At 43.3% G+C, this 22,805-nt stretch carries 19 protein-coding genes; 14 read left to right on the plus strand and 5 right to left on the minus strand.

Annotated features, from left to right (window positions below):
* Positions 1-94 precede the first annotated feature (94 nt).
* From GJV22_RS05015 to GJV22_RS05070, 12 genes are all read left to right on the plus strand, one after another.
* Positions 95-1,474 (plus strand): efflux RND transporter periplasmic adaptor subunit, encoded by a 1,380-nt coding sequence (locus GJV22_RS05015; protein ID WP_163709556.1) that lies wholly within the window; start codon positions 95-97, stop codon positions 1,472-1,474.
* A 24-nt stretch (positions 1,475-1,498) separates the two neighbouring features.
* Positions 1,499-2,872 carry an ABC transporter permease gene (locus GJV22_RS05020; protein ID WP_163709559.1) on the plus strand — a complete coding sequence of 458 codons (1,374 nt, stop codon included), beginning with the start codon at positions 1,499-1,501 and terminating at the stop codon, positions 2,870-2,872.
* Between the two features lie 49 nt (positions 2,873-2,921).
* Entirely contained in the window at positions 2,922-4,403 is a 1,482-nt protein-coding gene (locus tag GJV22_RS05025) for a TolC family protein (protein ID WP_163709562.1), read from the plus strand.
* A 5-nt stretch (positions 4,404-4,408) separates the two neighbouring features.
* Positions 4,409-5,644, plus strand: coding sequence for an efflux RND transporter periplasmic adaptor subunit (locus GJV22_RS05030; RefSeq protein WP_163709565.1), 1,236 nt, complete (start codon positions 4,409-4,411; stop codon positions 5,642-5,644).
* 147 nt (positions 5,645-5,791) lie between these two features.
* Entirely contained in the window at positions 5,792-6,718 is a 927-nt protein-coding gene (locus GJV22_RS05035) for a malate dehydrogenase (RefSeq protein WP_163709566.1), read from the plus strand.
* A 157-nt stretch (positions 6,719-6,875) separates the two neighbouring features.
* The gene (locus tag GJV22_RS05040; protein ID WP_163709568.1) at positions 6,876-7,328 is read left to right on the plus strand and encodes a retropepsin-like aspartic protease; all 453 of its coding nucleotides are present in this window, start codon (positions 6,876-6,878) and stop codon (positions 7,326-7,328) included.
* Between the two features lie 117 nt (positions 7,329-7,445).
* Positions 7,446-7,856 carry a hypothetical protein gene (locus GJV22_RS05045; protein WP_163709570.1) on the plus strand — a complete coding sequence of 137 codons (411 nt, stop codon included), beginning with the start codon at positions 7,446-7,448 and terminating at the stop codon, positions 7,854-7,856.
* A 103-nt stretch (positions 7,857-7,959) separates the two neighbouring features.
* Positions 7,960-10,956 (plus strand): protein translocase subunit SecDF, encoded by a 2,997-nt coding sequence (secDF, locus tag GJV22_RS05050; RefSeq protein ID WP_163709597.1) that lies wholly within the window; start codon positions 7,960-7,962, stop codon positions 10,954-10,956.
* Positions 10,957-11,088: 132 nt separating this feature from the next.
* A complete protein-coding gene (locus tag GJV22_RS05055) occupies positions 11,089-11,415 on the plus strand; it encodes a Sec-independent protein translocase subunit TatA/TatB (protein WP_163709598.1) in 327 nt (108 codons plus the stop codon).
* 11 nt (positions 11,416-11,426) lie between these two features.
* Positions 11,427-12,458, plus strand: a complete 1,032-nt coding sequence (locus GJV22_RS05060; protein ID WP_163709601.1) for a calcium/sodium antiporter — start codon at positions 11,427-11,429, stop codon at positions 12,456-12,458.
* Between the two features lie 31 nt (positions 12,459-12,489).
* Entirely contained in the window at positions 12,490-13,143 is a 654-nt protein-coding gene (locus GJV22_RS05065) for an ABC transporter ATP-binding protein (RefSeq protein WP_163709603.1), read from the plus strand.
* A 199-nt stretch (positions 13,144-13,342) separates the two neighbouring features.
* Positions 13,343-13,810, plus strand: a complete 468-nt coding sequence (locus tag GJV22_RS05070) for a pyridoxamine 5'-phosphate oxidase family protein (protein WP_163709605.1) — start codon at positions 13,343-13,345, stop codon at positions 13,808-13,810.
* A 103-nt stretch (positions 13,811-13,913) separates the two neighbouring features.
* Here the strand turns inward: GJV22_RS05070 and ald are convergent, their stop codons facing one another.
* Positions 13,914-15,026 carry an alanine dehydrogenase gene (ald, locus tag GJV22_RS05075; RefSeq protein ID WP_163709607.1) on the minus strand — a complete coding sequence of 371 codons (1,113 nt, stop codon included), beginning with the start codon at positions 15,024-15,026 and terminating at the stop codon, positions 13,914-13,916.
* 253 nt (positions 15,027-15,279) lie between these two features.
* Here ald and GJV22_RS05080 point away from each other — a divergent pair, with 253 nt between their 5' ends.
* Together GJV22_RS05080 and GJV22_RS05085 are read left to right on the plus strand one after the other, a co-directional pair.
* On the plus strand, positions 15,280-16,491 hold the full coding sequence (locus GJV22_RS05080; protein ID WP_163709610.1) for a pyridoxal phosphate-dependent aminotransferase: 1,212 nt from the start codon (positions 15,280-15,282) through the stop codon (positions 16,489-16,491).
* A 156-nt stretch (positions 16,492-16,647) separates the two neighbouring features.
* Complete coding sequence (locus GJV22_RS05085; RefSeq protein ID WP_163709613.1) at positions 16,648-17,334, plus strand: DUF4919 domain-containing protein; 687 nt, start codon at positions 16,648-16,650, stop codon at positions 17,332-17,334.
* A gap of 210 nt (positions 17,335-17,544) precedes the next feature.
* On the opposite strand, the gene GJV22_RS05090 is transcribed toward GJV22_RS05085, so the two are convergent.
* The 4 genes from GJV22_RS05090 to recQ all read right to left on the minus strand — a co-directional run bounded on the left by GJV22_RS05090 (position 17,545) and on the right by recQ (position 22,661).
* On the minus strand, positions 17,545-17,766 hold the full coding sequence (locus GJV22_RS05090) for a hypothetical protein (RefSeq protein WP_163709615.1): 222 nt from the start codon (positions 17,764-17,766) through the stop codon (positions 17,545-17,547).
* 200 nt (positions 17,767-17,966) lie between these two features.
* Positions 17,967-18,848 carry a putative beta-lysine N-acetyltransferase gene (gene ablB / locus GJV22_RS05095; protein ID WP_238480282.1) on the minus strand — a complete coding sequence of 294 codons (882 nt, stop codon included), beginning with the start codon at positions 18,846-18,848 and terminating at the stop codon, positions 17,967-17,969.
* Positions 18,820-20,130 carry a lysine 2,3-aminomutase gene (gene kamA, locus GJV22_RS05100; RefSeq protein WP_163709622.1) on the minus strand — a complete coding sequence of 437 codons (1,311 nt, stop codon included), beginning with the start codon at positions 20,128-20,130 and terminating at the stop codon, positions 18,820-18,822. Before kamA ends, ablB begins: the two co-directional genes overlap by 29 nt.
* A gap of 347 nt (positions 20,131-20,477) precedes the next feature.
* A complete protein-coding gene (gene recQ / locus GJV22_RS05105; RefSeq protein ID WP_163709624.1) occupies positions 20,478-22,661 on the minus strand; it encodes a DNA helicase RecQ in 2,184 nt (727 codons plus the stop codon).
* Between the last annotated feature and the right edge of the window lie 144 nt (positions 22,662-22,805).

Raw genomic sequence — 22,805 nt, forward strand, 5'->3', positions numbered from 1 at the left:
TAAGATTTCATAAACAGTATGAAAATATTACTCATATAAATTCACAGTTCCGTAAATTTGCTTACAACCTTTACAAACCCCGAACAAAGCCGTTATGAAAAACAAAAAAAACCTATTCTTCCTGTTAATTCCCATTCTTTTGCTGATCTTGATTTTTGCCTTTCGGGCCCAAAATGAGGAAAATGTTCTACTAACCGCCAAAGTCAAGCGCGGCGACTTCCAGGTAAAAGTCTATTCCTCCGGACAAATCGAATCAGAAAACAAAGAAAACATCCAGGTGCCAGCCAAACTGTCTGATCGCAGTCTCCGGATTTGGAATCTGAAAATTACAGAATTGGTGGAAGAAGGAACCTATGTGGACTCTGGTGACTTTGTAGCCCGGCTCGATCCGGAAGCAGTCCTGGAGCAAATCAAAAACGTGCAGGACGAAATGGACAAATCCTTCACGGAATACGAAGACGCAAAAATTGATTCGAACCTGAATTTATCGAACCAACGCGATGCCATTACCAATGCCAGTTTGGATATGGAAGAAAAAGACATCATTGTGAAAGAATCAATTTATGAGTCGCCTTCCATCCAGAAAAAAGCGCAAATGGATTACGACAAAGCAACACGCAAACTGGAACAGGAAAAAAATGCTTATGTCCTGAAAAGAAAGCAGGAAGAAAATAAGGTTAACCGGCAATTCATTAACTACCGCCAACTAAAAGAGCGCCACGATGGGCTACAGGAGCTTTTCAATTCGCTAACAATTACAGCTCCAAAATCTGGCATTATAACCTACATTAAAAATCCGTGGGGCATCACCAAAGTTGGTTCCGATGTTGGAGGCAACGGTTCCGTAGCGACGATCCCGGATATGACCAACCTCATTTCACGCACATTCATCAACGAGATAGATATATCAAAGGTCAAGGAAGGGCAAAACGTAGCGCTCGGCATTGATGCCTTCCCCGATAAAAAGATGACAGGCAAAGTGCTCACCATTGCCAACATCGGGCAATCGATGCCGAACAGCGATGCCAAGGTTTTCGAAGTAAAAATAAAAGTGTTCGGCGAAGACAAAGACCTGAAACCGGCCATGACAACCAGCAACGTGGTTTATGCCAACCTCTACAAAGACACACTGAGTATACCGGTGGATGCCGTTTTTAAAAATGACAGCCTGCAATTTGTGTATCTGAACGACGGAAAAATCACTCGCCAAATCGTTAAACTGGGTGAATCGAACGAGAACTACGTGATCGTGACCAAAGGGTTGGATGAAGGAGATATTGTTTGTTTGAATGAACCGGACAACGGGACGGAACTTTCGCTGAAAGGGATGGAGATATACGAAGAGATCAAGCAGGAAATCGAAGCACGGAAAAAGCAAGCTGAAGAAGAGCAATTGAAAGGCGAAAAGCAACCGGACAAATCGCCTGATCATGCTCAGGCCGGCGCTCCCCAAACGATCGTGATTAGCCAGTAAAACCCATCCTAAAATTCAGCTAAAATGATTATCAAAAAATACTTGCACGACATCGTCATTGCAATCGAAGCCATTTTTGCCAACAAGGTAAAATCCCTGCTCACCGCGCTTGGAATCATCTTTGGAGTAGCAGCGGTTATCAGCATGATGGCAATTGGGAACGGCGCCGAACATGAGATCCTGGAACAAATCAAGATGGTTGGTGTGAACAACATCATCGTAACCCCCTCCGATTTTGTTGTTGGAGAAAACAACACCAATAACAGCGACGAAAAAAACTCAGGCAAAAAATTTTCCAAAGGGCTGACCCTTATGGATGTTCAGGCCATGAAGGAAATTATCCCCTCTGTTTCAAAAATATGTCCGGCCGTTTCATTCAACTATTCCGCGATGATTGACGGGAAAAGTAAACCGGTTGTACTGGAAGGAACCACCGAGAACTATTTTGAACTCTTCAACATCAATCTCCAGAGCGGCCATCTGTTTAACGATTTTCAGGATAAATCGGGGCAACCCGTTTGCATTATCGGCGACAATGTCAAGTCCGTCTTCTTCAAACAGGACGACCCTGTTGGCAAATACATCAAATGCGGCAAAATATGGTTGAAAATTATCGGAGTGGCCGAACGACGTGACTTCACGGCATCTGCATCCGACGAAATGGGCATCAGCAGTTCCGACAACAAAATATTTGTCCCCATACAAACTTTGCTGCTTCGATTCAAAGACCGCTCGCTGATTCGTGCCGACGAAGTTGAAAAGGTGAACTCGAACAAAGGAGGCGGCGGCGGCATCATCATCATAGGCGGTATGGAGCAAAAAGATGATGCCATTGATGAAGACCGGAATATCAACCAACTCAGCAAAATTGTCATTCAGGTGAAGGAAACCGAGCAACTCAGCGCGACAGCCAGCGTGGTCAAAAAAATGCTGCTACGTCGCCATTCAGACTTGTACGACTTCGAGGTAACCATTCCGGAACTACTGCTGAAACAACAGCAGCGAACTAAAAACATTTTCAACATTGTGCTGGGTGCCATTGCCGGCATTTCTCTTATCGTAGGTGGCATCGGGATTATGAATATTATGCTGGCTTCTGTTTTGGAACGCATCAGGGAAATAGGTCTGCGCCTATCAATCGGGGCATCCAAGAAAGATATCGTCGCCCAGTTTTTAGCCGAATCAACGCTGATTAGCATTACCGGTGGCTTCATCGGAATCATCTTCGGCGTTGGCCTTTCCATGGCGATTACAGCAATCTTTGACATCAAAACCATCGTTTCCTTTTTCAGCATCGTAATCGCCTTTGGTGTTTCCGCCATTGTTGGAATCTCCTTTGGTTACATCCCTGCGAAAAAAGCCGCAAAGAAAGATCCGATTGAATCGCTCCGACAATAAAATGACAACCCAACTTTTCAAAAAAAACCAAACTGAAAAACACACAACAATGAAATATATCGCACTCCTTTTAATTGTATGTAGTATTTCGGTCAATGCATTTTCGCAGAACGACCACTTGCAGCTGACCCTGGACGACGTGATTGAAATGGCCTCCCTAAATTCAATCGATGCCTTTCGTATTCAAAACATGTATCGCGCCAGTTTCTGGGAATACCGTTATTATAAGGCTGATCGTCTGCCCACCCTGACTCTCTCGGCCACGCCGGTCGACTTTAACCGCTACCGAACCCGGGAATATAACTTTCAAACCAACGAAGAAGAATACGTTCAGCGGGAATACCTGAATTCTGACTTCAGCCTTTCGCTGACTCAAAATATAGCGCTTACCGGAGGTAATTTCTTTTTGAGTTCCGATCTGGGAATGGTTAAAAACCTCGGCGACAGCCAGAACGACAGTTACCAGTCGACTCCAATTAGTATCGGCTACCAGCAAAGTCTGAACGGCTACAATGCCCTGAAGTGGGAAGCGAAAATTGAACCACTCAAATTCGAAAAAGCAAAAAAAGAACTGATCGAATCCCGTGAATCATTGTCAATCACGGCCTCCTCAAAATTTTTCAACTTGGTTGATGCACAAATTCAACTCAATATTGCACAAAACAATCTGGCCAGCAATGACACACTTTATCGGCTGGGGAAAGGTCGTTTCCAGGTGGGAACGGTAACCCAGGACGATTTGCTAACTTTAGAATTGAATTTACTGAAAGCTAAACAATCCTTAAACGAATCAAACTCGGAGGTGCAGCGGGCCCAGGCCGACCTGAATTCGTTCTTGGGATTAGATAAAACTACGGTGATCGATTGCACCATTCCTACTGATATTCCGGACATGCAGATTAAGGCCGCCCAGGCAATTGACAAGGCGTTAGAAAATAACCCAATTACACTCGAGCATCAACAACGACTGCTGGAACAAGATGAATCGGTCGCAAAAGCGAAGGCAGAGGCTGGTTTCAATTCGAGCATATATGCGGTGTATGGTCTAGACCAGTCATCCAATGAATTTTCAGAAGTCTACAAAAGCCCCGAAAATAGCCAACGTTTGCGTCTGGGCATCAGTGTCCCCATTGTCGATTGGGGCCGCCGCAAAGGCCGTTACCAAATGGCTCAGTATAACCGGGAGGTTGTGAAAGCGACCATTGAGCAAGCACAGATCGATTTTGAGCAAGAGCTTTTCCAGGATGTTATGGAGTTCAACCTGCAGGCCGAACAGGTAAAAACTGCCGGACTGGCCGATACGGTTGCCCACAAAGGATATGAAGTCGCTCTGCAACGGTTCCTGATTGGCAAGGTTGACGTCGTGAAACTCAATATCGCCCGAAATGATCTTGAGACCGCCCGCCGCTCTTACATCAGTGCTGTTCGCAAATACTGGAACTATTATTACACCCTCCGAATGAAAACCTTGTTCGATTTCGTAAAGAATGAAACACTATCCGCCGAATACGATAAGTTACTTGAAAAATGATCCTCATGAAACAAAATAAAAAGATCTTATTCATTGCGGCAGCAGCAACTTTGATCGTCACAATTGCCGTCATCACGTTGACGACGGGGACTGAATCAGGCAATAGCAAAACGATTCGACGAGGCAACCTGGTAGCTGCGATCAATGGACGTGGCGAAGTTCAAGGTGAAAAGTCCGTCCGAATTGAGCTGCCAGAGGCCGTTCAGGATAACCAATTTCGGGTTTGGGGTTACAAAATAACCGACATAATCCAGGAAGGGAAGAAAGTAAAAAAAGGCGATTTCATCGTCCAACTCGACCCGAGCGAATTAATGAACAACATGCGGGAGCAAATGACCAGAAAAGAAAAGGTTGATGCCGACCTTAAAAATGCGGTCATTGACAGCACCGTAACACTGACTGCCAAGCGCGAAGACATATTAAACGCCAAACTGGAATTGCAATACAAACAGATTGACCTGGACATGTCCCAATTCGAATCGGGAGCAGAACAGCGGAAAGCCATGATGGCCTACCAAAAAGCGCAAATTCAACTCGACAAATCGAAACGGGATTACCTGCTGGCACAAAACAGGTTGAAAATTAGAATCTCCCGATACGAATCGAATGCTTATCAACTGCAACAACTAATCAACAGATTCCAACAAGCCTTGGCAGCCATGCGCATTTCATCGCCCGGCGAAGGAATTGTAATGATCGGAGAAGATTTTATGGGAAAGAAACTAAGCAAAGACAGCCGCATCAGCACCTGGATGCCGCTGCTGGCCACCCTTCCCGACATGTCATCCGCTATCGTTGAAACTTACATCAAAGAAATTGAAATCACCAAGATCAATCTGGGAGATTCAGCCAGCATTGTGGTTGATGCGATCCCAAACAAAACCTTTACCGGAAAAGTGATTAAAATTGCCAATATGGGTGAGGAGAAAAGTGGCTTCGACATGAAAGTATTCCGCGTCATTATTCGCTTCGACCATGTTGACGGAGATCTGAAACCCGGGATGACCTGCAACAACGACATTATCTTCGCGAACTACGGAAACCAGCTGTTGGCACCACTCAAAGCCATCTTTTCAAAAGGCGACAACCGCTACGTCTACCTGAAACGCAGCGGTGAAGTTGTGGAACAAGCTGTTGAACTGGGTGCTGAAGACGATCAGAATGTCGTTGTCATAAAAGGCCTGAGTGAAGGTGATCGGGTTCTGCTGTACCAACCCGACTCGACTGAAATCAAGAGTTAACCCTTCTAGAGACCATAAATATTGATTCCAAACACGGAGTCATTCTGACAAAATGTAAAAGATCATTAAAATCAGTCGCCTAATCCACAAAAGATTTTATCTTTGTTTACCGTAAAAATTAGTGAAAAAAAATCAAAATATTAAGTTATGAAAGTTACAGTAGTTGGTGCAGGTGCTGTAGGTGCTAGTTGTGCAGAATATATCGCAATTAAAGATTTCGCTGACGAGATTGTTTTAGTTGATATTAAAGAAGGTGTTGCAGAAGGAAAAGCAATGGACTTGATGCAAACTGCTTCATTGAACGGGTTCGATTCAACAATCACCGGTTCAACGAACGATTATTCAAAAACAGCAGGTAGCGATGTTGCAGTTATCACCAGTGGTATTCCGCGTAAACCAGGTATGACTCGTGAAGAATTAATCGGCATCAATGCTGGTATCGTAAAAACAGTTGCTGAAAACCTGATCAAATATTCTCCCAATGTTATCCTGATTGTTGTTAGTAACCCAATGGATACAATGGCATATTTGGCTCATAAAGCAACAGGTCTGCCTAAAAACCGCATCATCGGCATGGGTGGCGCATTGGATAGTGCTCGTTTCAAATTCCGTTTAGCTGAAGCGTTGGATTGCCCGCAATCAGATATTTCGGCAATGGTAATCGGCGGACACTCTGACACTGGAATGGTTCCTTTAATTGAAAAAGCAGTTCGTAACAGCGCCCTTGTTTCAGAATTCCTTTCAGCAGAAAAAATGGCTGAAGTTGTTGAAGCAACCAAAGTTGGTGGTGCTACTTTGACAAAATTACTGGGTACAAGTGCCTGGTATGCTCCAGGAGCAGCAGTTTCCGAATTGGTTCGTGCCATCGCACTGGACTCTAAAAAAATGTTCCCATGTTCGGCGTTGCTGGAAGGCGAATACGGCTTGAACGATATCTCGATCGGTGTACCTTGCGTACTCGGTAAAAACGGAATTGAAAAAATCGTTGAGGTTTCACTTTCTGATACTGAGAAAGAAAAATTAGCGACCAGTGCCGAAGGCGTTAAAAAAACGAATGCCTTACTTCAAGCTTAAAATCTACTATTTCAACATAGAAAATGCCACTGCAATTGTAGTGGCATTTTTATTTTCCGGCCAACCGCTCCCCTGGTCTAAACATTACACATTTGGAAGAAAATTAATTCCCTTATATTTAGCCTCTCCGAAAAAACAACGATTTAATTGAGAACTGATGTTTCGAAAAACGATTGAGTTGCCCCTTGAAATGATTGAGTTGGAAGAAGACAATTACCACCTGATGCTCAAAAGCCGCCTATCGGACGGAGAAGATGCCTGGTGGATTGTTGATACCGGCGCTTCAAAAACTGTTTTCGACCGAAATCAGGAACACTATTTCACGTTGGTTGAAAGCCAAAGCAAACAGCAATATCAGAGTGCCGGCATCAACGAAGGCATGGTTGATACCAAAGTGGGAAATATCACGAAAATCCAATTCGGCCCGCTGAAAATAAAAAACCTGAAAGTCGCGTTGATTGATCTGAAGCATGTCAACGACATCTACCAAAAATACCACGACAAGCGCGTTGCCGGGCTGTTAGGAAGCGATGTGCTGGCCGTTTATGGCTGCCGAATTGATTACCTGAACAAAAGCATTTCCTTTCAAACCAAACCCATTCAAAAATAAGGAGCAAAAAAACTGTTCTAAAATAGATTACGATCAGGTGCACTTTCTCTAAAAATGAATATATTTGCGACCTGTTGAAAATAATGCAGAGCTAATTAGCTCATTTAATTGAGGTCGATGAAAGTCAAAAAATACATAACCCGAAAATTGATTTGCCGCTTGTTGCTTTTTGCAGCAGTTGTGCTTTCGGCTGTATTATTCGACACTTATCATCAGGGATCTGAGCAATTCGCCCAGGAAATGAGTCACCGTTCAGAACCTACTCAAAGCACAATTAGCACACCTGAATTTTGCGTCACCCCCTTAAGCTCCTTCAAGCTACTTAGCGGTGCCGACAAACTGTTTTCAGGCTTGGTTTTCGCCGGAAGCCAAAATGATTTGCTCGCTGCCTGGCACAACTACCGTTCCTTTCACCTGCTAAAAGCTGATTCGGTAAACTTGCCAAACACCTTCTTACTTTCGGCACATTTCATGAAATTTAATTGTTGTCACCACTCCAGTCCCGACGACAGTCCCGCTTCTGCTTAATTCATTACCAAAACTCAGGCCAATTTCCGCAATGGAAGAATTGCGCCTTCCCTATTCGAATCATTTTCAATATAAAAACGATAGATTTTAAACTTTATACCAAATGCAAAACAAAGGATTAATCAGAACTTTTGCCATTTTGCTGGCATTGGTTTGTGCTTATCAGCTCGCCTTTACATTTGTCGCTCGCAAAGTCGAAAACGACGCCAGCGAATATGCTCAAGGTGACAAAATGAAGGAATTGGTTTACCTGGATTCAGTATCCAGCACAACCGTTTACAACTTCCTTGGATTGAAAAAATACACCTATAAAGATGTGAAAGCCCTGGAGATGAACCTGGGTCTTGACTTGAAAGGTGGTATGAACGTTACGCTGGAAGTTTCTGTTGCTGACTTGATCAAGTCACTTTCAAACTACAGTACCGACACAACTTTTAACGCGGCCCTGTCTCTTGCAAAACAAATGCAACGCGACAGTCAGGACGACTTTGTAACTCTGTTCGGAAAAGCTTTTGAAAAAATCGACCCTAACGCTCAGTTAGCTGCGATCTTCAATACGCTGGAACTGAAAGAAAAGGTGAAATACAACTCGTCGAACGCGGACGTCATGAAAGTTATCCGCCAGGAAACAGAAGCGGCCATCGACAACTCGTTCAACATCATTCGTACTCGTATTGACCGTTTCGGTGTTGCACAGCCAAACATCCAAAGACTGCAAACTCCGGGACGCATCCTGGTTGAACTGCCGGGAATCGACAACCCTGAACGTGTTCGTAAACTGCTACAGGGGACTGCTAAGCTGGAATTCTGGGAAACCTACGACAACAGCGAGGTTTACCCGATTATCATGCAGGCAAACGAAAAGATCAAAGAAGTACTTTCGCTGTCTGATGAAAAAGAAGCTGCCGCTGCAACAACTGAAAGTGAAAAAGCAACAGCCACTGCCGATACAACCGGCAACAGCTTGCTGAAAGAACTGGAAAGTTCTAATGATTCAGCTTCTGTAGATCAAATGGCTGACTTCAAAAAGCAATATCCTTTATTTGCAGTGATGCAACCAAGTACTAGCGCTGACGGACAATTGTATCCGGGACCGGTTGTTGGTACATCTCACTTCAAAGACACCGCTACAGTTAATCGCTACCTGAAATTACCACAGGTAAAATCAATTATTCCACGTAACCTGAAATTTATGTGGACTTCGAAACCTGTTGACGAAGGTGAAAACTACTACCGTTTAATCGCCATTAAAGTAACCGGTCGCGACGGACGTGCTCCACTTGATGGTGACGTGATTGTTGACGCTCGCCAAGACTACGAACAATTCGGTAGTCGTCCTGAAGTGTCGATGACAATGAACTCGGAAGGTGCAAAAATCTGGGCTCGTCTGACAAAAGACAACGTTGGCAAATCAATCGCCATCGTTCTGGACGGCTATGTTCGTTCATTCCCGAATGTAAACGGTGAAATCACCGGCGGTCGTTCAAGTATTACCGGTTTGGAATCGGTTGAAGAAGCGAAAGACTTAGCAAACATTCTGAAGTCAGGTAAAATGCCTGCTCCGGCACACATTATCCAGGAAGAAATCGTAGGACCTTCATTAGGTCAGGAAGCCATTAACAGCGGTATATGGTCATTCGCGATCGCTTTTATCATGGTATTGGGTTACATGCTTTTCTTCTACAGTAAGAAAGCCGGTCTGGCTGCAAACATCGCGTTGCTTGCCAACTTATTCTTTGTGATTGGCGTGCTCGCTTCAATCGGAGCAGTATTAACACTGCCCGGAATTGCCGGTATCGTATTGACCATTGGTATGTCGGTGGATGCGAACGTACTTATATACGAACGGATACAAGAAGAAATTAAAGCCGGTAAGGGCTTGAAATTAGCGATCACTGATGGTTATAAAAATGCTTACTCTGCCATCATCGACGGTCAGGTAACAACATTATTGACAGGTTTCGTTCTTTACTTGTTCGGTTCAGGTCCAATTAAAGGTTTTGCAACAACCCTGATCATTGGTATCTTCACCTCTTTGTTCTCTGCCATCTTCCTGACTCGTTTGACTTTCGAACGTCAATTGTCAAAAGGTAAAAGCATAACCTTTACCTCTAAGATGACTGATAACTGGTTGCGCAACGCGAAAATCAAATTCCTTGAAAAACGCAAAATCGCCTACTTCATTTCAGGTGCCTTAATCATCATTTCATTGCTTTCAATCGCTACCCGCGGATTCAACTATGGTATCGACTTCAAAGGGGGACGTACGTTTGTAGTTCGCCTGGATGAGAACGTGAAAGTAGCTGAAGTTGGTAAATCATTGGCGGCTGTTTACGGAGAAAGCCCGGAAGTAAAAACATTCGGTGGCGCCAACCAGGTTAAAATTACAACCGAGTATAAAATTGACGAGTTGTCAAGTGACGTGGACGATGAAGTAGAACAACTGTTGCTGAAAGGTTTGCAGGAAGGTGGATTCATCGCATCCGACGTTAACATGGATAAATTCGATTCAGAATACCGAATGAGTTCTCAGAAAGTTGGCCCGACCATTTCTGATGATATCAAAAATGACGCGATGATCGCTATCGGCTTCTCGCTGATCATTATCTTCCTGTATATTCTGCTTCGTTTCCGCAACTGGCAGTTCGGACTGGGGGCGATTGCCGCCTTGGCTCACGATACGATTATCACCCTTGGTTTCTTCTCAATGCTGCATGGCCTGCTGCCATTTTCACTGGAAATTGACCAAGCCTTTATTGCGGCAATTCTGACCGTGGTTGGTTACTCGATTAACGATACCGTGGTTGTGTTCGACCGTATCCGTGAATACCTTGTGATTCACCCAAAACGTTCGAATGAAATTAATATGAACGAAGCGATGAATTCAACACTGCGTCGTACCTTCAGTACTTCGTTAAGTACCTTGGTTGTATTGCTTGCCATCTTCCTGTTTGGTGGTACTTCAATACAAGGCTTCACATTCGCCCTGTTGATCGGGGTTGCTGTGGGTACTTATTCTTCGATTTTCGTTGCGACTCCGATTGTATACGACACTTACAAACGAGTTGAAAAAGTTAAAACAAAGAAAGCAAGCAAATAATTTCTGCTTGACACAACATAGAAGGCCTCCGGAAATCCGGGGGCTTTTTTATTGCACAGTCAAATATTGAATTTTCGATCAAACTAAGGAAGTCATAAAGTTGTTTGTATATTTGCTTAAAATTGATTGGATATGACGCATTCTTTATTATTTATCAGTGGTGGCGAAATCGTGATGGTTATGCTGATTGCCCTTTTATTTTTCGGGTCGAAGGCGATCCCCGATATTGCCAAAACATTAGGAAAAGGACTGCGTGAATTTAAAAAGGCGACTAACGAAATTCAACGCGAATTGGAAGCCAACACCAGTGACTTCAAACGCGAAGTCAATGATATACAATCAACGGTTCGAAAAGAGACAACACGGATCTCTGAAGATATTAAAACCACCTCCAGTCACTTGGAGGGAAAAGGCCGGGAAATAAGCAAAAGCGTTGAAGAAGAGCTCAAAAAGAATTAAATCCTTTCTACATGTTCGACTTAGTCCTTTCTGCAGCAGCCATGTTGCTTTGCTTTATTTTACTGGCTCGTATTGTTGACAAATTTTTTGTTGCTTCGCTCGACCGAATTTCCCACGACTGGAAATTATCATCCGACGCTGCGGGAGCAACCCTAATGGCTGTTGGGTCCAGTGCTCCGGAGCTGTTTGTGGCCTTGTTTGCCGTCATGAGACCCGGCGACCACGATGCCATCGGGATCGGAAGCATTGTTGGAAGCGCCCTGTTTAACTTACTCGCTATTGGTGGTTTGGTAGCCCTTGTGCGTAAATCGACACTGACCTGGCAACCGATGTTCCGCGATATTCTGTTTTATTTCATTGCCGTAGCCTTACTGCTTTGGGGAATTATCGACGGCGATTTCAGCATTGCCAATTCAATTGCTTTCCTGACACTTTATGTCATTTATGTATTTGCCGTTGTACGTTGGAAAAAATGGTTCCCTTATAAAGACAACGGCAGAGACCATACCGAAGAGGAAGTGGAAGAAGAAAAACCGAACCTGGTTGACCGGTTTGTCGGTCTTTTCTTTCCCAATGAAAAACATTATTACTGGATATTTATCATCTCCATCTTACTGATCGCCGGGATGAGCTGGGTGCTGGTCGAAACAGCCATCCATGTTTCGCACATCCTGGACATCCCCGAGTCAATCATTGCTCTGACCGTATTGGCAGCAGGCACCTCTATCCCCGACCTTATTTCGTCGCTCATTGTCGCCAAACAAGGACGTGGTGATATGGCCATCAGCAACGCCATTGGCTCTAACATTTTCGATATTTTAGTTGGTCTGGGCTTTCCGTTCCTGCTGGTCATCTTAATCAGCGGCCGAACGATCGAAGCAGGCGGACAAAACCTCGAAAGCTCGTCAATCGTGCTCTTTGCCTCTCTCATCGCCTTCACCATTTTGCTTTTGGTCAAACGATGGAAAATCAATTGGTTTACCGGAGTCGTCTTGCTGGGACTTTACGTCGCCTATTTAGCACGCGAAATCATTCTACTTTAATTATCTTTAGCTCAACAAAAATCAACACCAATTGATAACAGCTAAAAACATTACCAAAGCATTTGGTGACCTGCAGGTTTTAAAAGGAATTGACCTTGAAATTCCGGCCGGCAAATTGTACTCCATTGTCGGCCCAAGCGGAGCCGGAAAAACCACCTTATTGCAAATACTGGGAACCTTGAGCAAACCCGATTCCGGTGACGTGGAAATTCTGAATAAATCGGTTTTTGGCTTGGGCGAGCGTCAATTGGCTGCCTTTCGAAATAAGGAGATTGGCTTTGTATTCCAGTTTCACTATTTGTTGCCCGAGTTTAACGCGTTGGAAAATGTCTGCATCCCTGCCTTTATTGCCAAGAAAAGTAAAAAGGAAGCCGAAACCCGCGCCAAAGAACTGCTCGACTTTTTAGGCTTGTCGCAACGGCTGACGCACAAACCTGCAGAACTTTCCGGTGGTGAACGCCAGCGGGTGGCTGTTGCCCGTGCACTGATTAACAACCCCGCAGTAATTATGGCCGATGAGCCTTCCGGCAACCTCGACAGTCAAAATCGCGACGACTTGCACGATCTTTTCTTTAAGCTGCGCGACGAATTCAACCAAACCTTAGTGATTGTTACCCACGACGAAGACTTTGCCCGCCAGTCGGATCGTATCATCCGCATGCGCGATGGACTGATTGAAGAATAATTCCCTTCATCAAGGACATACGAGAACTCTCCCCGCTTCAACCACCGCGGTCTAAAACACTTTTCCGTAACTTCCGGAGAACACAACTTTATCTTTTCTTTTCTATTCGGGCTTTCATCGGAGCTCAATGGAAGTCGATTCTGCAATTTCAATAAGTTTGCAAAAACACCATTAATCAACAAGCACTAAATACCCAATTATGCAAGCTCGAATGAAACAAAATCAGCTTTCGCCCGAAGCAATCGAAGCGCTGATGAACAAACAGGAGGTAGGTCACCTGGCCACCCAAAATATTGACGGATTTCCGTATGTCGTTCCGGTACACTTTGTATTTACCGGCAGCGAAATTTACATCCATGGTTTAAACTGCGGACAAAAGCTCGCCAATATTCAGGCAAACGCTAAAGTTTGTTTCGAAGTAGAAGAAATGGATCGTCTCATCATGGACGAAAAAGCCTGCGATGTGAATACCAAATACCAAAGTGTAATTGCCTTTGGCCATGCCGCAATGATTGAAAAAACCCCAGAAAAAATTTCAGCTTTGGATAAAGTTGTTGCCAAATACACGCCACAACTTGCGGGACAGGAATACCCGGAGAACATGCTTAAAGCAACCGGCATTATTAAAATTACCATCGAAAGCATTACCGGAAAATATTTTGGATAAAGACTTCCGAACACGATTGTTCGAAGATGATTAATCCAAACCGATCTGCAACAAAAACCCCTGCCTGCCGGCAAGGGTTCTCATTCAGAATAATTTTCATCAATTATAATACGGTATCAACAGCAGTATAAGGCAGGCCAAAAGCTTCGGCTACTCCTTCGTAAACTACTTTCCCGTCAACTACATTCAATCCTTTACGGAGTGCTAAATCATCAGAACAAGCCTGTTTCCAGCCTTTAGTGGCCAGCTGCAACGCATATGGTAAAGTTGCGTTTGTCAATGCTAACGTTGATGTACGAGGAACGGCTCCCGGCATGTTCGCCACACAGTACTGAATCACGTCATCAATCACAAAAGTTGGATGGTCGTGTGTTGTGGCCTTGGTTGTTTCAAAACAGCCACCCTGATCAACAGCCACATCAACCATTACCGTTCCCGGGCGCATGGTTGGTATCATATCGCGAGTCACCAATTTCGGAGCTTTCGTTCCCGGAATCAACACAGCACCAATAATCACGTCATGTGTTTTCACCATTTCGCGCAAGTTGTAATCATTGCTCATCATGGTTTTCACGTTGGCTGGCATAATATCGTCGAGGTAGCGCAGACGCTTCAGGTTTACATCCATAATCGTTGTGTCTGCACCTAAGCCGGCAGCCATTTTTGCTGCTTCGGTACCCACAATACCACCACCAATAATCAACACCTTAGCAGGAGGCACTCCGGGAACCCCGCCTAGCAGCACGCCATAGCCACCGTAAGTTTTCTCGAGATACTTGGCACCTTCCTGAACCGACATACGACCGGCAACTTCCGACATCGGTACTAAAAGCGGTAACGAACGATCGTCAAGCTCAACAGTTTCGTAAGCCAAACAAATCGCGCCACTTTCAATCATCGCATTCGTTAAAGGCTCCGACGAAGCAAAGTGAAAATAGGTATACAGAATCTGTCCTTTTCTGACCAGTTTATATTCCTGCTCAATGGGTTCTTTTACCTTCATAATCATCTCGGCAATGCCATAAACATCCTCAATTGTCGGTAAAAGCCTGGCCCCAGCATGTTCGTAATCTTCATTAGCAAATCCACTACCATTTCCGGCACTCTCCTGAACATACACAACATGACCACGTTTGACTAACTCTGCAGCACCGGCTGGCGTCAATGCCACGCGGTTCTCGTTGTTCTTAATTTCCTTCGGTACACCAACTATCATAACGATTTTTTTTATTTTTTTGTTTGACCAAATTAGTTTGGTCTCCTGTTGCAAAACATGATAAAAGACAACAATTTCGCTTTTTACTGCAATTTTGTCTATCAATTAAGTGCGAATCATTACTAATTGTTCACTCCCTTATAATTTATAAGAATAAATTGCAAGAATATTTCATTTTTATGCTGTTGCAGCTCATTCAATTTAAATTTGATAATTGTATATTTGCCCTCCGAGCAAAAATTTGTTACTGAATATGCCAACTACGTCCATTCGGGGAAATAAAATGCCTGATTCACCGATCAGGAAACTGGTTCCATTGGCCAACAGCGCCAAGGAAAGAGGAATAAAAGTGTACCATTTAAATATTGGTCAACCGGACTTACCGACACCACAACGAGCGTTAGATGCCATTCGGAGTATCGACCGGAAGATTTTGGAGTACAGTCCAAGTGAAGGCACTTTGTCTCTCCGTCAGAAACTGGCGGCCTACTACCACAAATTCAAAATCAATGTGGAGGTTAAAGACATTATTGTAACCACCGGAGGTAGTGAAGCGGTCACCTTTGCATTTATGTCGTGTTTAGATCCGGGTGACGAAATTATTGTTCCGGAGCCGGCCTATGCCAACTACGAAGCATTTGCCATTGTTGCCGGAGCGATTATCAAATCGATTCCTGCTAAAATTGAAGAAGGTTTTGCTCTTCCTCCAATTGAAGAATTTGAAAAGCTGATCACTCCGAAAACAAAGGGGATCATGATCTGCAACCCCAATAATCCAACAGGATACCTGTATACCCAAACCGAAATGAATGCCATTCGGGATTTGGTGAAGAAATACGATTTGTATCTTTTCTCGGATGAAGTATACCGCGAATTTTGCTACACCGGGGCTCCTTATATCTCTGCTTTCCATTTGGAGGGTATTGAGCAAAATGTCATCCTTATTGACTCGGTATCGAAACGGTACAGCGAATGCGGCATCCGTATCGGCGCGTTGATTTCGAAAAACGAAGCTGTTCGCCGCAACGTGATGAAATTCTGCCAGGCACGGCTTAGCCCGCCATTGATTGGACAGATTGCTGCTGAAGCATCGCTGGAAGAAACCGATGGCTATTTAATGGATTCGTACAATGAATACGTTGAACGCCGGAAGTTCTTAATCGACGGCCTGAACCGGATCGACGGTGTTTATTCGCCCATACCTATGGGAGCTTTCTATACCGTTGCACAACTACCTGTTGACGATTCTGACAAGTTCTGCGCCTGGCTGCTTGACGAATTCAATTATGAAGGAGAAACCATCTTTATGGCTCCGGCTACCGGTTTCTACACGACCCCGGGATATGGAAAAGATGAAGTCAGGATTGCCTATGTCCTAAAAAAGAAGGACCTGGCAAAAGCCCTGAAAATACTGGAGGAAGCATTGAAAGTGTACCCAGGAACCGTCTACAAAAACCACCATTAAGAAATAAATTGCACACAAAAAAGGCTGATCAAATTGATCGGCCTTTTTTTTATGGATCCAGTCAATCACTTTTTGCCAAACAAACTGCCACTATAATATTTCACAAATGCATTACGTTTATTCAAGTAGACTAATCACTTAAGCTGCTTGAACCAAATGAAAAATGCGTCATTAACCATTTGCTGTTGCTTGCTTCTCAGTCTAACTATATCGGCTCAAAGCACAGACGTTGAACGCCCCGATTACCGAAAAATCAGAAAAGAGATCGAACAGAAAAAAAGTTCCTTTTATTATCCTTACTTGATGCAACGTTTCCTGGTGGCTGATTCAACGTTAACTCTACAGGAAAAAAGGCACCTATACTATGGTTATCAATTCCAAGCCGGATATGCACCTTATGCTTCCCCGAAATACATCGATCATATTCTTGTCATATTAAAAAAGGAGACCCAGAGTATAAACGATATCGATCGAATCATCCAATTGTCGGATTCAATACTGGTCAAAAATCCGTTTTCGATGCAAGCGCTGAACTATCAACTTTACGCCTTAAGGCTACAAAAAGATGAAAATCAGGTTCAACTTCGAACGACGCAGATTCAGATTATCTTGGACGCACTTTTAAGTTCCGGAGACGGAACCACTAAAAAAGACGCTTTCTATGTCATTGATCCATCGCACGAGTACGCAATCATTGATGCGGTAGGTCTGCAGTTTCGCGGCGCACAGTACCTAGTCGACCACTATGACTTTTTGGAATTGAAAGAAAACGAGCTCGGATTAAAAGGCTTGTTTTTCGACGTTAGCCCTAGTCTAAACCATCTCAATAAAATCTTTCCCTAATCTATCTTTTCAAAATTTCGGGCAGGTCAAAGCTAACCCAATCGCGGCTATATTGCTAAGCAATCTGCGAGCCCTGACCAACTCCGTCGAGAATGAGGGGTGTGGGTTACGGATTACTTCTGCCAATACAACACACGGCATTAATTAGTGAGCGCCATTTGACTCTGCTCGATTGCTGGCACGATGCACAATGATATGGGCTGTGATTAATCAACTAAGATCTACCTTCAGGGTGTAAAAAGGTGCCTGTTCCCGGTTAGTCAAAACTTCTTTTGACTCTAACGAACTGACATACTGTTTTCCTTTTTGGTAGCTTAATTTTAAGTGCATCAAAATGTCTCCCATCATGCACTTTCCCTTTTTGTGAACCAACTTGATGATTTCACGTTCAACTTCGTCTGTTACTGTTTTCAAGTCTAATGTCTCTTTCATAGGCTTCTATTGTTTTTTATATGGCGTTGCTGTTGACGGAACTTCGTCCTCCGTCTCAGCTAATTGAAATCTCACACAGTTTTTCCACCCTTTAATTCCACGGTTGCAAAAAACATTCTTAATCAGCATCAATGGCGCCTTTTCAACAATCAAAGTCCCATGAAATACAGGACAGTTTGATGAAAATGGACATCGTTTCCCTAAATATTGAATTCCGGCCATACCTCTATGTTTTTATAAAACACATTCATACTTTCAATTTGCCCGGCTATCTGTGTATTATTGACCAGTACGCCACCAAACCGATAGCCACTGTTTATGAAGGTTTTATTCATACCGGGCGATTTTAGCCGACAAATTGTATACAACACCCGAAAACCTTCAGCAGTCATTTCTTTTTCCATTTCCTGCAACAGATAAAGAGCCAGCTTGTGTCCTCTATAAGAAGGCAAAACCGCAAAATCGGTCATCTCTGCATTTCTATTTCCCCGATCAAGCTCTGCCGAACTCAAGCCAACCAACTCTGCTCCTGCCCAAACACCAAAATAAATTACCTGTCCTTCCTGTATGGTTTCCTTCAAATATTCCGGATCAAAAATTGGGAACGGATATGACTTAAATACTTGCTGATATAAATTAGCCATTTTTCCGCAATCCGCCATTGTTATCCGGGCAATATTAAACGTTTTCTTAAAAGAATAATCATTTTTTCTTATGCCCTCGCCGAGCCAAACATCAAACGATGCTTTCTCATCCTGATCCACCACGCTCCGAAACTGATCGAAATATTTTGCCATAAAAGCCACGGCATCACCGCTTTCGAAAAAACCAGGAATATGAGCCTCCTGCCGATACCCGGCAGCTTCAAAAACAGCCAAACTCCCCATGGGCACTTTGCCTATAATTTTTGTATACCCGTTTTGAAGAGCTAAAGCCTCCAGCTGTTTAGTAATAACTGGTACATCATCTGAATGAAGCTTCAATAGATACACGCGATTATTTTCCGAGCCATGGTGTATGAGCGATTGACCTAACTTCTCAACCTTATCCATGCTACACCTTTCTCCTACTATGCCGATCATTATTTTCAGGAATCAATGAAATTGAATCATTTTCGTCCGACAATAACTTTTCAATTCCCAAAGCGTGAAACTCATCTCCTTCCTGAAGGTTCAATTCAAGTTTGCAATCGGAACAATCGCGATCACAGAATTTATTTTCGTAATGCTCTGGTTCTTTGTAAGTCGTAATAACACCTTCGTAGTTCCGCAGGACAACCTTATTGGTCGACCAACTAATCAAATAGTTAGGCATAACCGGTATTTTACCACCGCCTCCGGGGGCGTCAATCACATAGGTTGGAACCGCAAATCCGCTGGTATGTCCAATCAGGCTTTCCATAATTTCAATACCCTTACCAACTGGCGTACGAAAATGCGAAAGACCTTCCGATAAATCGCATTGATATAAGTAGTAAGGACGAATGCGGTTCTCAACCAATTTTTGGACAAGCTTTTTCATGATTCGCGGACAGTCGTTCACGTCGGCAAGCAACACAGTCTGGTTTCCCAATGGAAAACCACCGTCAGCCAATTTCCGAACAGCCTCTTTTGCCGAACTCGTAAGCTCACGAGGATGATTAAAATGTGTGTTTATCCACACGGGCTGATATTTCTTTAATATTTGAACTAAATTATCCGTAATCCGATAGGGTAAAACGACTGGCATTCTAGTTCCTATACGAATAATTTCAACATGTGGGATAGAACTTAGTGCACTCAGAAGCCAATCGATCTTCTCATCCGACAACATAAATGGATCACCACCGGACAAAAGTACATCGCGCACAACCGGGTTATTTCGAACATACTCAATACCTTTTGCCAGTTGCTCTTTAGATGGGATAAAATCGTGATCACCAACCTTGCGTTTACGCGTACAATGCCTGCAATACATCGAACAGATATTGCTGACATGGAATAAAACCCGGTCAGGATAGCGGTGGGTAATTCCCTCGACAGGGCTATCACTTTCTTCTGACAGCGGGTCTGCCATCTCGTTCTCCAATACGATTAGCTCCTTGCTATCAGCCATCGCCTGTTTAAAAACCGGATCATTTTGGTAATTGTCTTCATCAATAAGTGAAGCGTAGTAAGGTGTAACCGACAATGGAAACTTGTCTAATGTTTCTTTCAGGTTTTCCTTTTCATCTTCAGTAAAACGGATTCCGGTCAGGAACTCAAACTGGTCAATGGTTTTAATTGTATTTCGCAACTGCCATTTCCAGTCTTTCCAATGTGAGATCGTTGAATTTTCTTTAATTCGGTTTGCAATAACTTGCTGGGGTTCGTTAAAAATCTTCATCAATGCCTTTAATAGTTTCTATACGAACAAAACTACACCAATGCCCTGTAACCCCAAAATCAGGCGACCTTCACAAATCAGTTAAAATCAGGAATGACACGACTAACCAATTGACTGCTTGCGAAATGAAAGGCTTGTTTAGAATGAGAATAGATTAAACACATGATTTACTGAATGATGAAAGAACAGAACCGCAGCTCGCGAATTCAAAATCAACAGAAATTCGATTTCCAGCAACAAAAAAACGATGTCCATCGACATCGTTTCATTTATAAAGTTAATACAATACTAGTTCATTATCTCAATTATTCGCATAGAAACTATTTACAAAAAAAGTAAACTCCAAACTAATTCCCAAGTTCCGACATAAACTTAATCCGCATAAAACGGATATCCTCTTCCGAGTAATCGTCTTCCCCCAATTCGTCTAAAGCAGCCTGAATGGAGTCATCTTCCGCTTCCCTAAAATATTCGAAGACTTCTTCCTGATGCTCTTCATCCATCAACTCATCGATATAATAATCGATATTTATTTTAGTGCCTGAGTTCACAATCGCCTCAATCTCACTGATTAACTCAGGCATTTCAATCCCTTTGGAATCAGCAATATCTTCAAGTGACATTTTCCGGTCGATGGCCTGAATGATTTCAACTTTAGTTTTTGATTTATTGGCAACAGTTTTCATCACCAAATCCTGCGCCCGCTCAATACCATTATCCTCGACATAGCTTTTGATCAGAGCTATAAATTCCTTCCCGTATCGCTTTGCTTTCCCTTCACCTACTCCCTGAATATTTTTCAACTCATCGATCGAAATCGGGTATTGAATAGACATATCCGACAAGGAAGGGTCCTGAAAGATTACAAAAGGAGGTAAATTCATTTTCTTCGCCACTTTCTTACGCAAGTCCTTCAATTGCTGAAACAATTCCGGATCACCGGCGGACCCCGAAGCGGCCCCCGACACAGCATTGTATTCTTCCTCTAACTCATTATAATTGTGATTTCGAACGAGCAAAAAAGGCTCCGGTTTTTCAATAAAGGCCAATCCCTTGGGTGTTAATTTCAACAACCCATAATTCTCGATATCTTTACTAATCAAGCCTGCGATCATGCTTTGACGGAAAACAGCATTCCAAAAACGGTGACTGTGTTCAGCGCCATTTTTAAAAGCTTTCAATTCATCGTGATGAAATGACTTAATCGCGGCAGTCAGCCGACCTGTCAAAATATCTGAAATATGCTCGGCTTTGTACTTCTCTTTCACCTCCTGAATCGCGATCAGAGCGCGTTGCACTTCATCTGAAGCTTCCACCTGCTCTTTTGGATTGAGGCAGTTATCGCAATTACCGCAAGGCTCCTCCAGTGTTTCTCCAAAATAATTCAGCAGAATAATCCGGCGGCAAATAGCCGATTCAGCGTACGATGCTGTATCCAACAACAATTGTCGTCCAATCTCTTGTTCAGCAACGGGTTTACCCTGCATAAACTTCTCCAGCTTCTGAATATCCTTATAAGAGTAGAAGGCAATACACTGTCCTTCACCTCCATCGCGGCCCGCTCGCCCCGTTTCCTGGTAATAGCCTTCCAGACTTTTGGGAATATCGTAGTGAATTACAAAGCGAACATCGGGTTTGTCAATTCCCATCCCAAAAGCAATCGTTGCAACAATAACATCCACGTCTTCCATCAGGAATTTATCCTGGTTTCCACTTCGTGTAGCAGAGTCCATTCCGGCATGATAGGCCAAAGCACTAATTCCGTTCACCATTAACAGCTCTGCAAGTTCTTCGACCTTCTTGCGGCTCAAGCAATAAATAATACCACTTTTCCCCTCATTTTCCTTAATAAACCGAATAATCTGAGCTTCCGGTTTCACCTTGGGTTTTAAAGCATAATACAGGTTCGGGCGATTGAAAGAGGCTTTAAATACATTGGCCTCCAACATCCCAAGATTCTTTTGAATATCGTGCTGAACCTTAGCAGTTGCTGTCGCAGTTAAGGCAATAATCGGCGCACTCCCGATTTCATGAATTATTGGTCGAATACGTCGGTATTCTGGTCTGAAATCGTGCCCCCACTCTGATATACAGTGAGCTTCGTCTATCGCGTAAAAGGAAATTGTTATCGATTTTAAGAAATCAACATTTTCTTGTTTCGTCAATGACTCAGGCGCAACATATAACAACTTTGTTCTTCCACTGCTAACATCTTCCTTCACCTGCTGTACGGCCTGCTTCGACAATGATGAGTTTAAAAAATGGGCAATCCCATCATCAGTTCCAAAACTTCTAATTGAGTCTACCTGATTCTTCATCAGGGCGATCAGCGGTGAAATAATAATGGCGGTTCCATCCATAATTAACGCCGGAAGCTGGTAACACAACGATTTACCACCACCCGTCGGCATCAACACAAAAGTGTCATTTCCATCCAAAACACTTTTTATTACATCTTCCTGCTGACCCTTAAAACGATCAAAACCAAAGTATTTCCGGAGTTGATCGGTTAATATGAGATTATTCTCCATAAAGCCAATAAAATTTGATCTCCTTTATCACGTTTTCGTAAACGAAATCTAAGATAGCTAAAAACATTCTCAAAATACAATGATTTTTTTTTTGAAAATAGCCCACATTAACGATGCTTATGAAATTTTAAGGTTTTGCTTTTT

Origin of the sequence: Mangrovibacterium lignilyticum (assembly GCF_010882175.1) — a bacterium.
GTDB classification, from domain to species: domain Bacteria; phylum Bacteroidota; class Bacteroidia; order Bacteroidales; family Prolixibacteraceae; genus Mangrovibacterium; species Mangrovibacterium lignilyticum.

Excerpts from the sequence above, each read along its gene's own strand:
- GJV22_RS05085 (WP_163709613.1), top strand. The coding sequence starts at position 16,648 with ATGAAAAATGCGTCATTAACCATTTGCTGTTGCTTGCTTCTCAGTCTA.
- GJV22_RS05035 (WP_163709566.1), top strand. The coding sequence starts at position 5,792 with ATGAAAGTTACAGTAGTTGGTGCAGGTGCTGTAGGTGCTAGTTGTGCA.
- GJV22_RS05060 (WP_163709601.1), top strand. The coding sequence starts at position 11,427 with ATGTTCGACTTAGTCCTTTCTGCAGCAGCCATGTTGCTTTGCTTTATT.
- ablB (WP_238480282.1), bottom strand. The coding sequence starts at position 18,848 with ATGATCGGCATAGTAGGAGAAAGGTGTAGCATGGATAAGGTTGAGAAG.
- GJV22_RS05090 (WP_163709615.1), bottom strand. The coding sequence starts at position 17,766 with ATGAAAGAGACATTAGACTTGAAAACAGTAACAGACGAAGTTGAACGT.
- recQ (WP_163709624.1), bottom strand. The coding sequence starts at position 22,661 with ATGGAGAATAATCTCATATTAACCGATCAACTCCGGAAATACTTTGGT.
- secDF (WP_163709597.1), top strand. The coding sequence starts at position 7,960 with ATGCAAAACAAAGGATTAATCAGAACTTTTGCCATTTTGCTGGCATTG.
- GJV22_RS05020 (WP_163709559.1), top strand. The coding sequence starts at position 1,499 with ATGATTATCAAAAAATACTTGCACGACATCGTCATTGCAATCGAAGCC.
- GJV22_RS05080 (WP_163709610.1), top strand. The coding sequence starts at position 15,280 with ATGCCAACTACGTCCATTCGGGGAAATAAAATGCCTGATTCACCGATC.
- GJV22_RS05015 (WP_163709556.1), top strand. The coding sequence starts at position 95 with ATGAAAAACAAAAAAAACCTATTCTTCCTGTTAATTCCCATTCTTTTG.
- GJV22_RS05070 (WP_163709605.1), top strand. The coding sequence starts at position 13,343 with ATGCAAGCTCGAATGAAACAAAATCAGCTTTCGCCCGAAGCAATCGAA.
- GJV22_RS05045 (WP_163709570.1), top strand. The coding sequence starts at position 7,446 with ATGAAAGTCAAAAAATACATAACCCGAAAATTGATTTGCCGCTTGTTG.
- GJV22_RS05055 (WP_163709598.1), top strand. The coding sequence starts at position 11,089 with ATGACGCATTCTTTATTATTTATCAGTGGTGGCGAAATCGTGATGGTT.
- GJV22_RS05040 (WP_163709568.1), top strand. The coding sequence starts at position 6,876 with ATGTTTCGAAAAACGATTGAGTTGCCCCTTGAAATGATTGAGTTGGAA.
- GJV22_RS05025 (WP_163709562.1), top strand. The coding sequence starts at position 2,922 with ATGAAATATATCGCACTCCTTTTAATTGTATGTAGTATTTCGGTCAAT.
- ald (WP_163709607.1), bottom strand. The coding sequence starts at position 15,026 with ATGATAGTTGGTGTACCGAAGGAAATTAAGAACAACGAGAACCGCGTG.
- GJV22_RS05030 (WP_163709565.1), top strand. The coding sequence starts at position 4,409 with ATGAAACAAAATAAAAAGATCTTATTCATTGCGGCAGCAGCAACTTTG.
- kamA (WP_163709622.1), bottom strand. The coding sequence starts at position 20,130 with ATGAAGATTTTTAACGAACCCCAGCAAGTTATTGCAAACCGAATTAAA.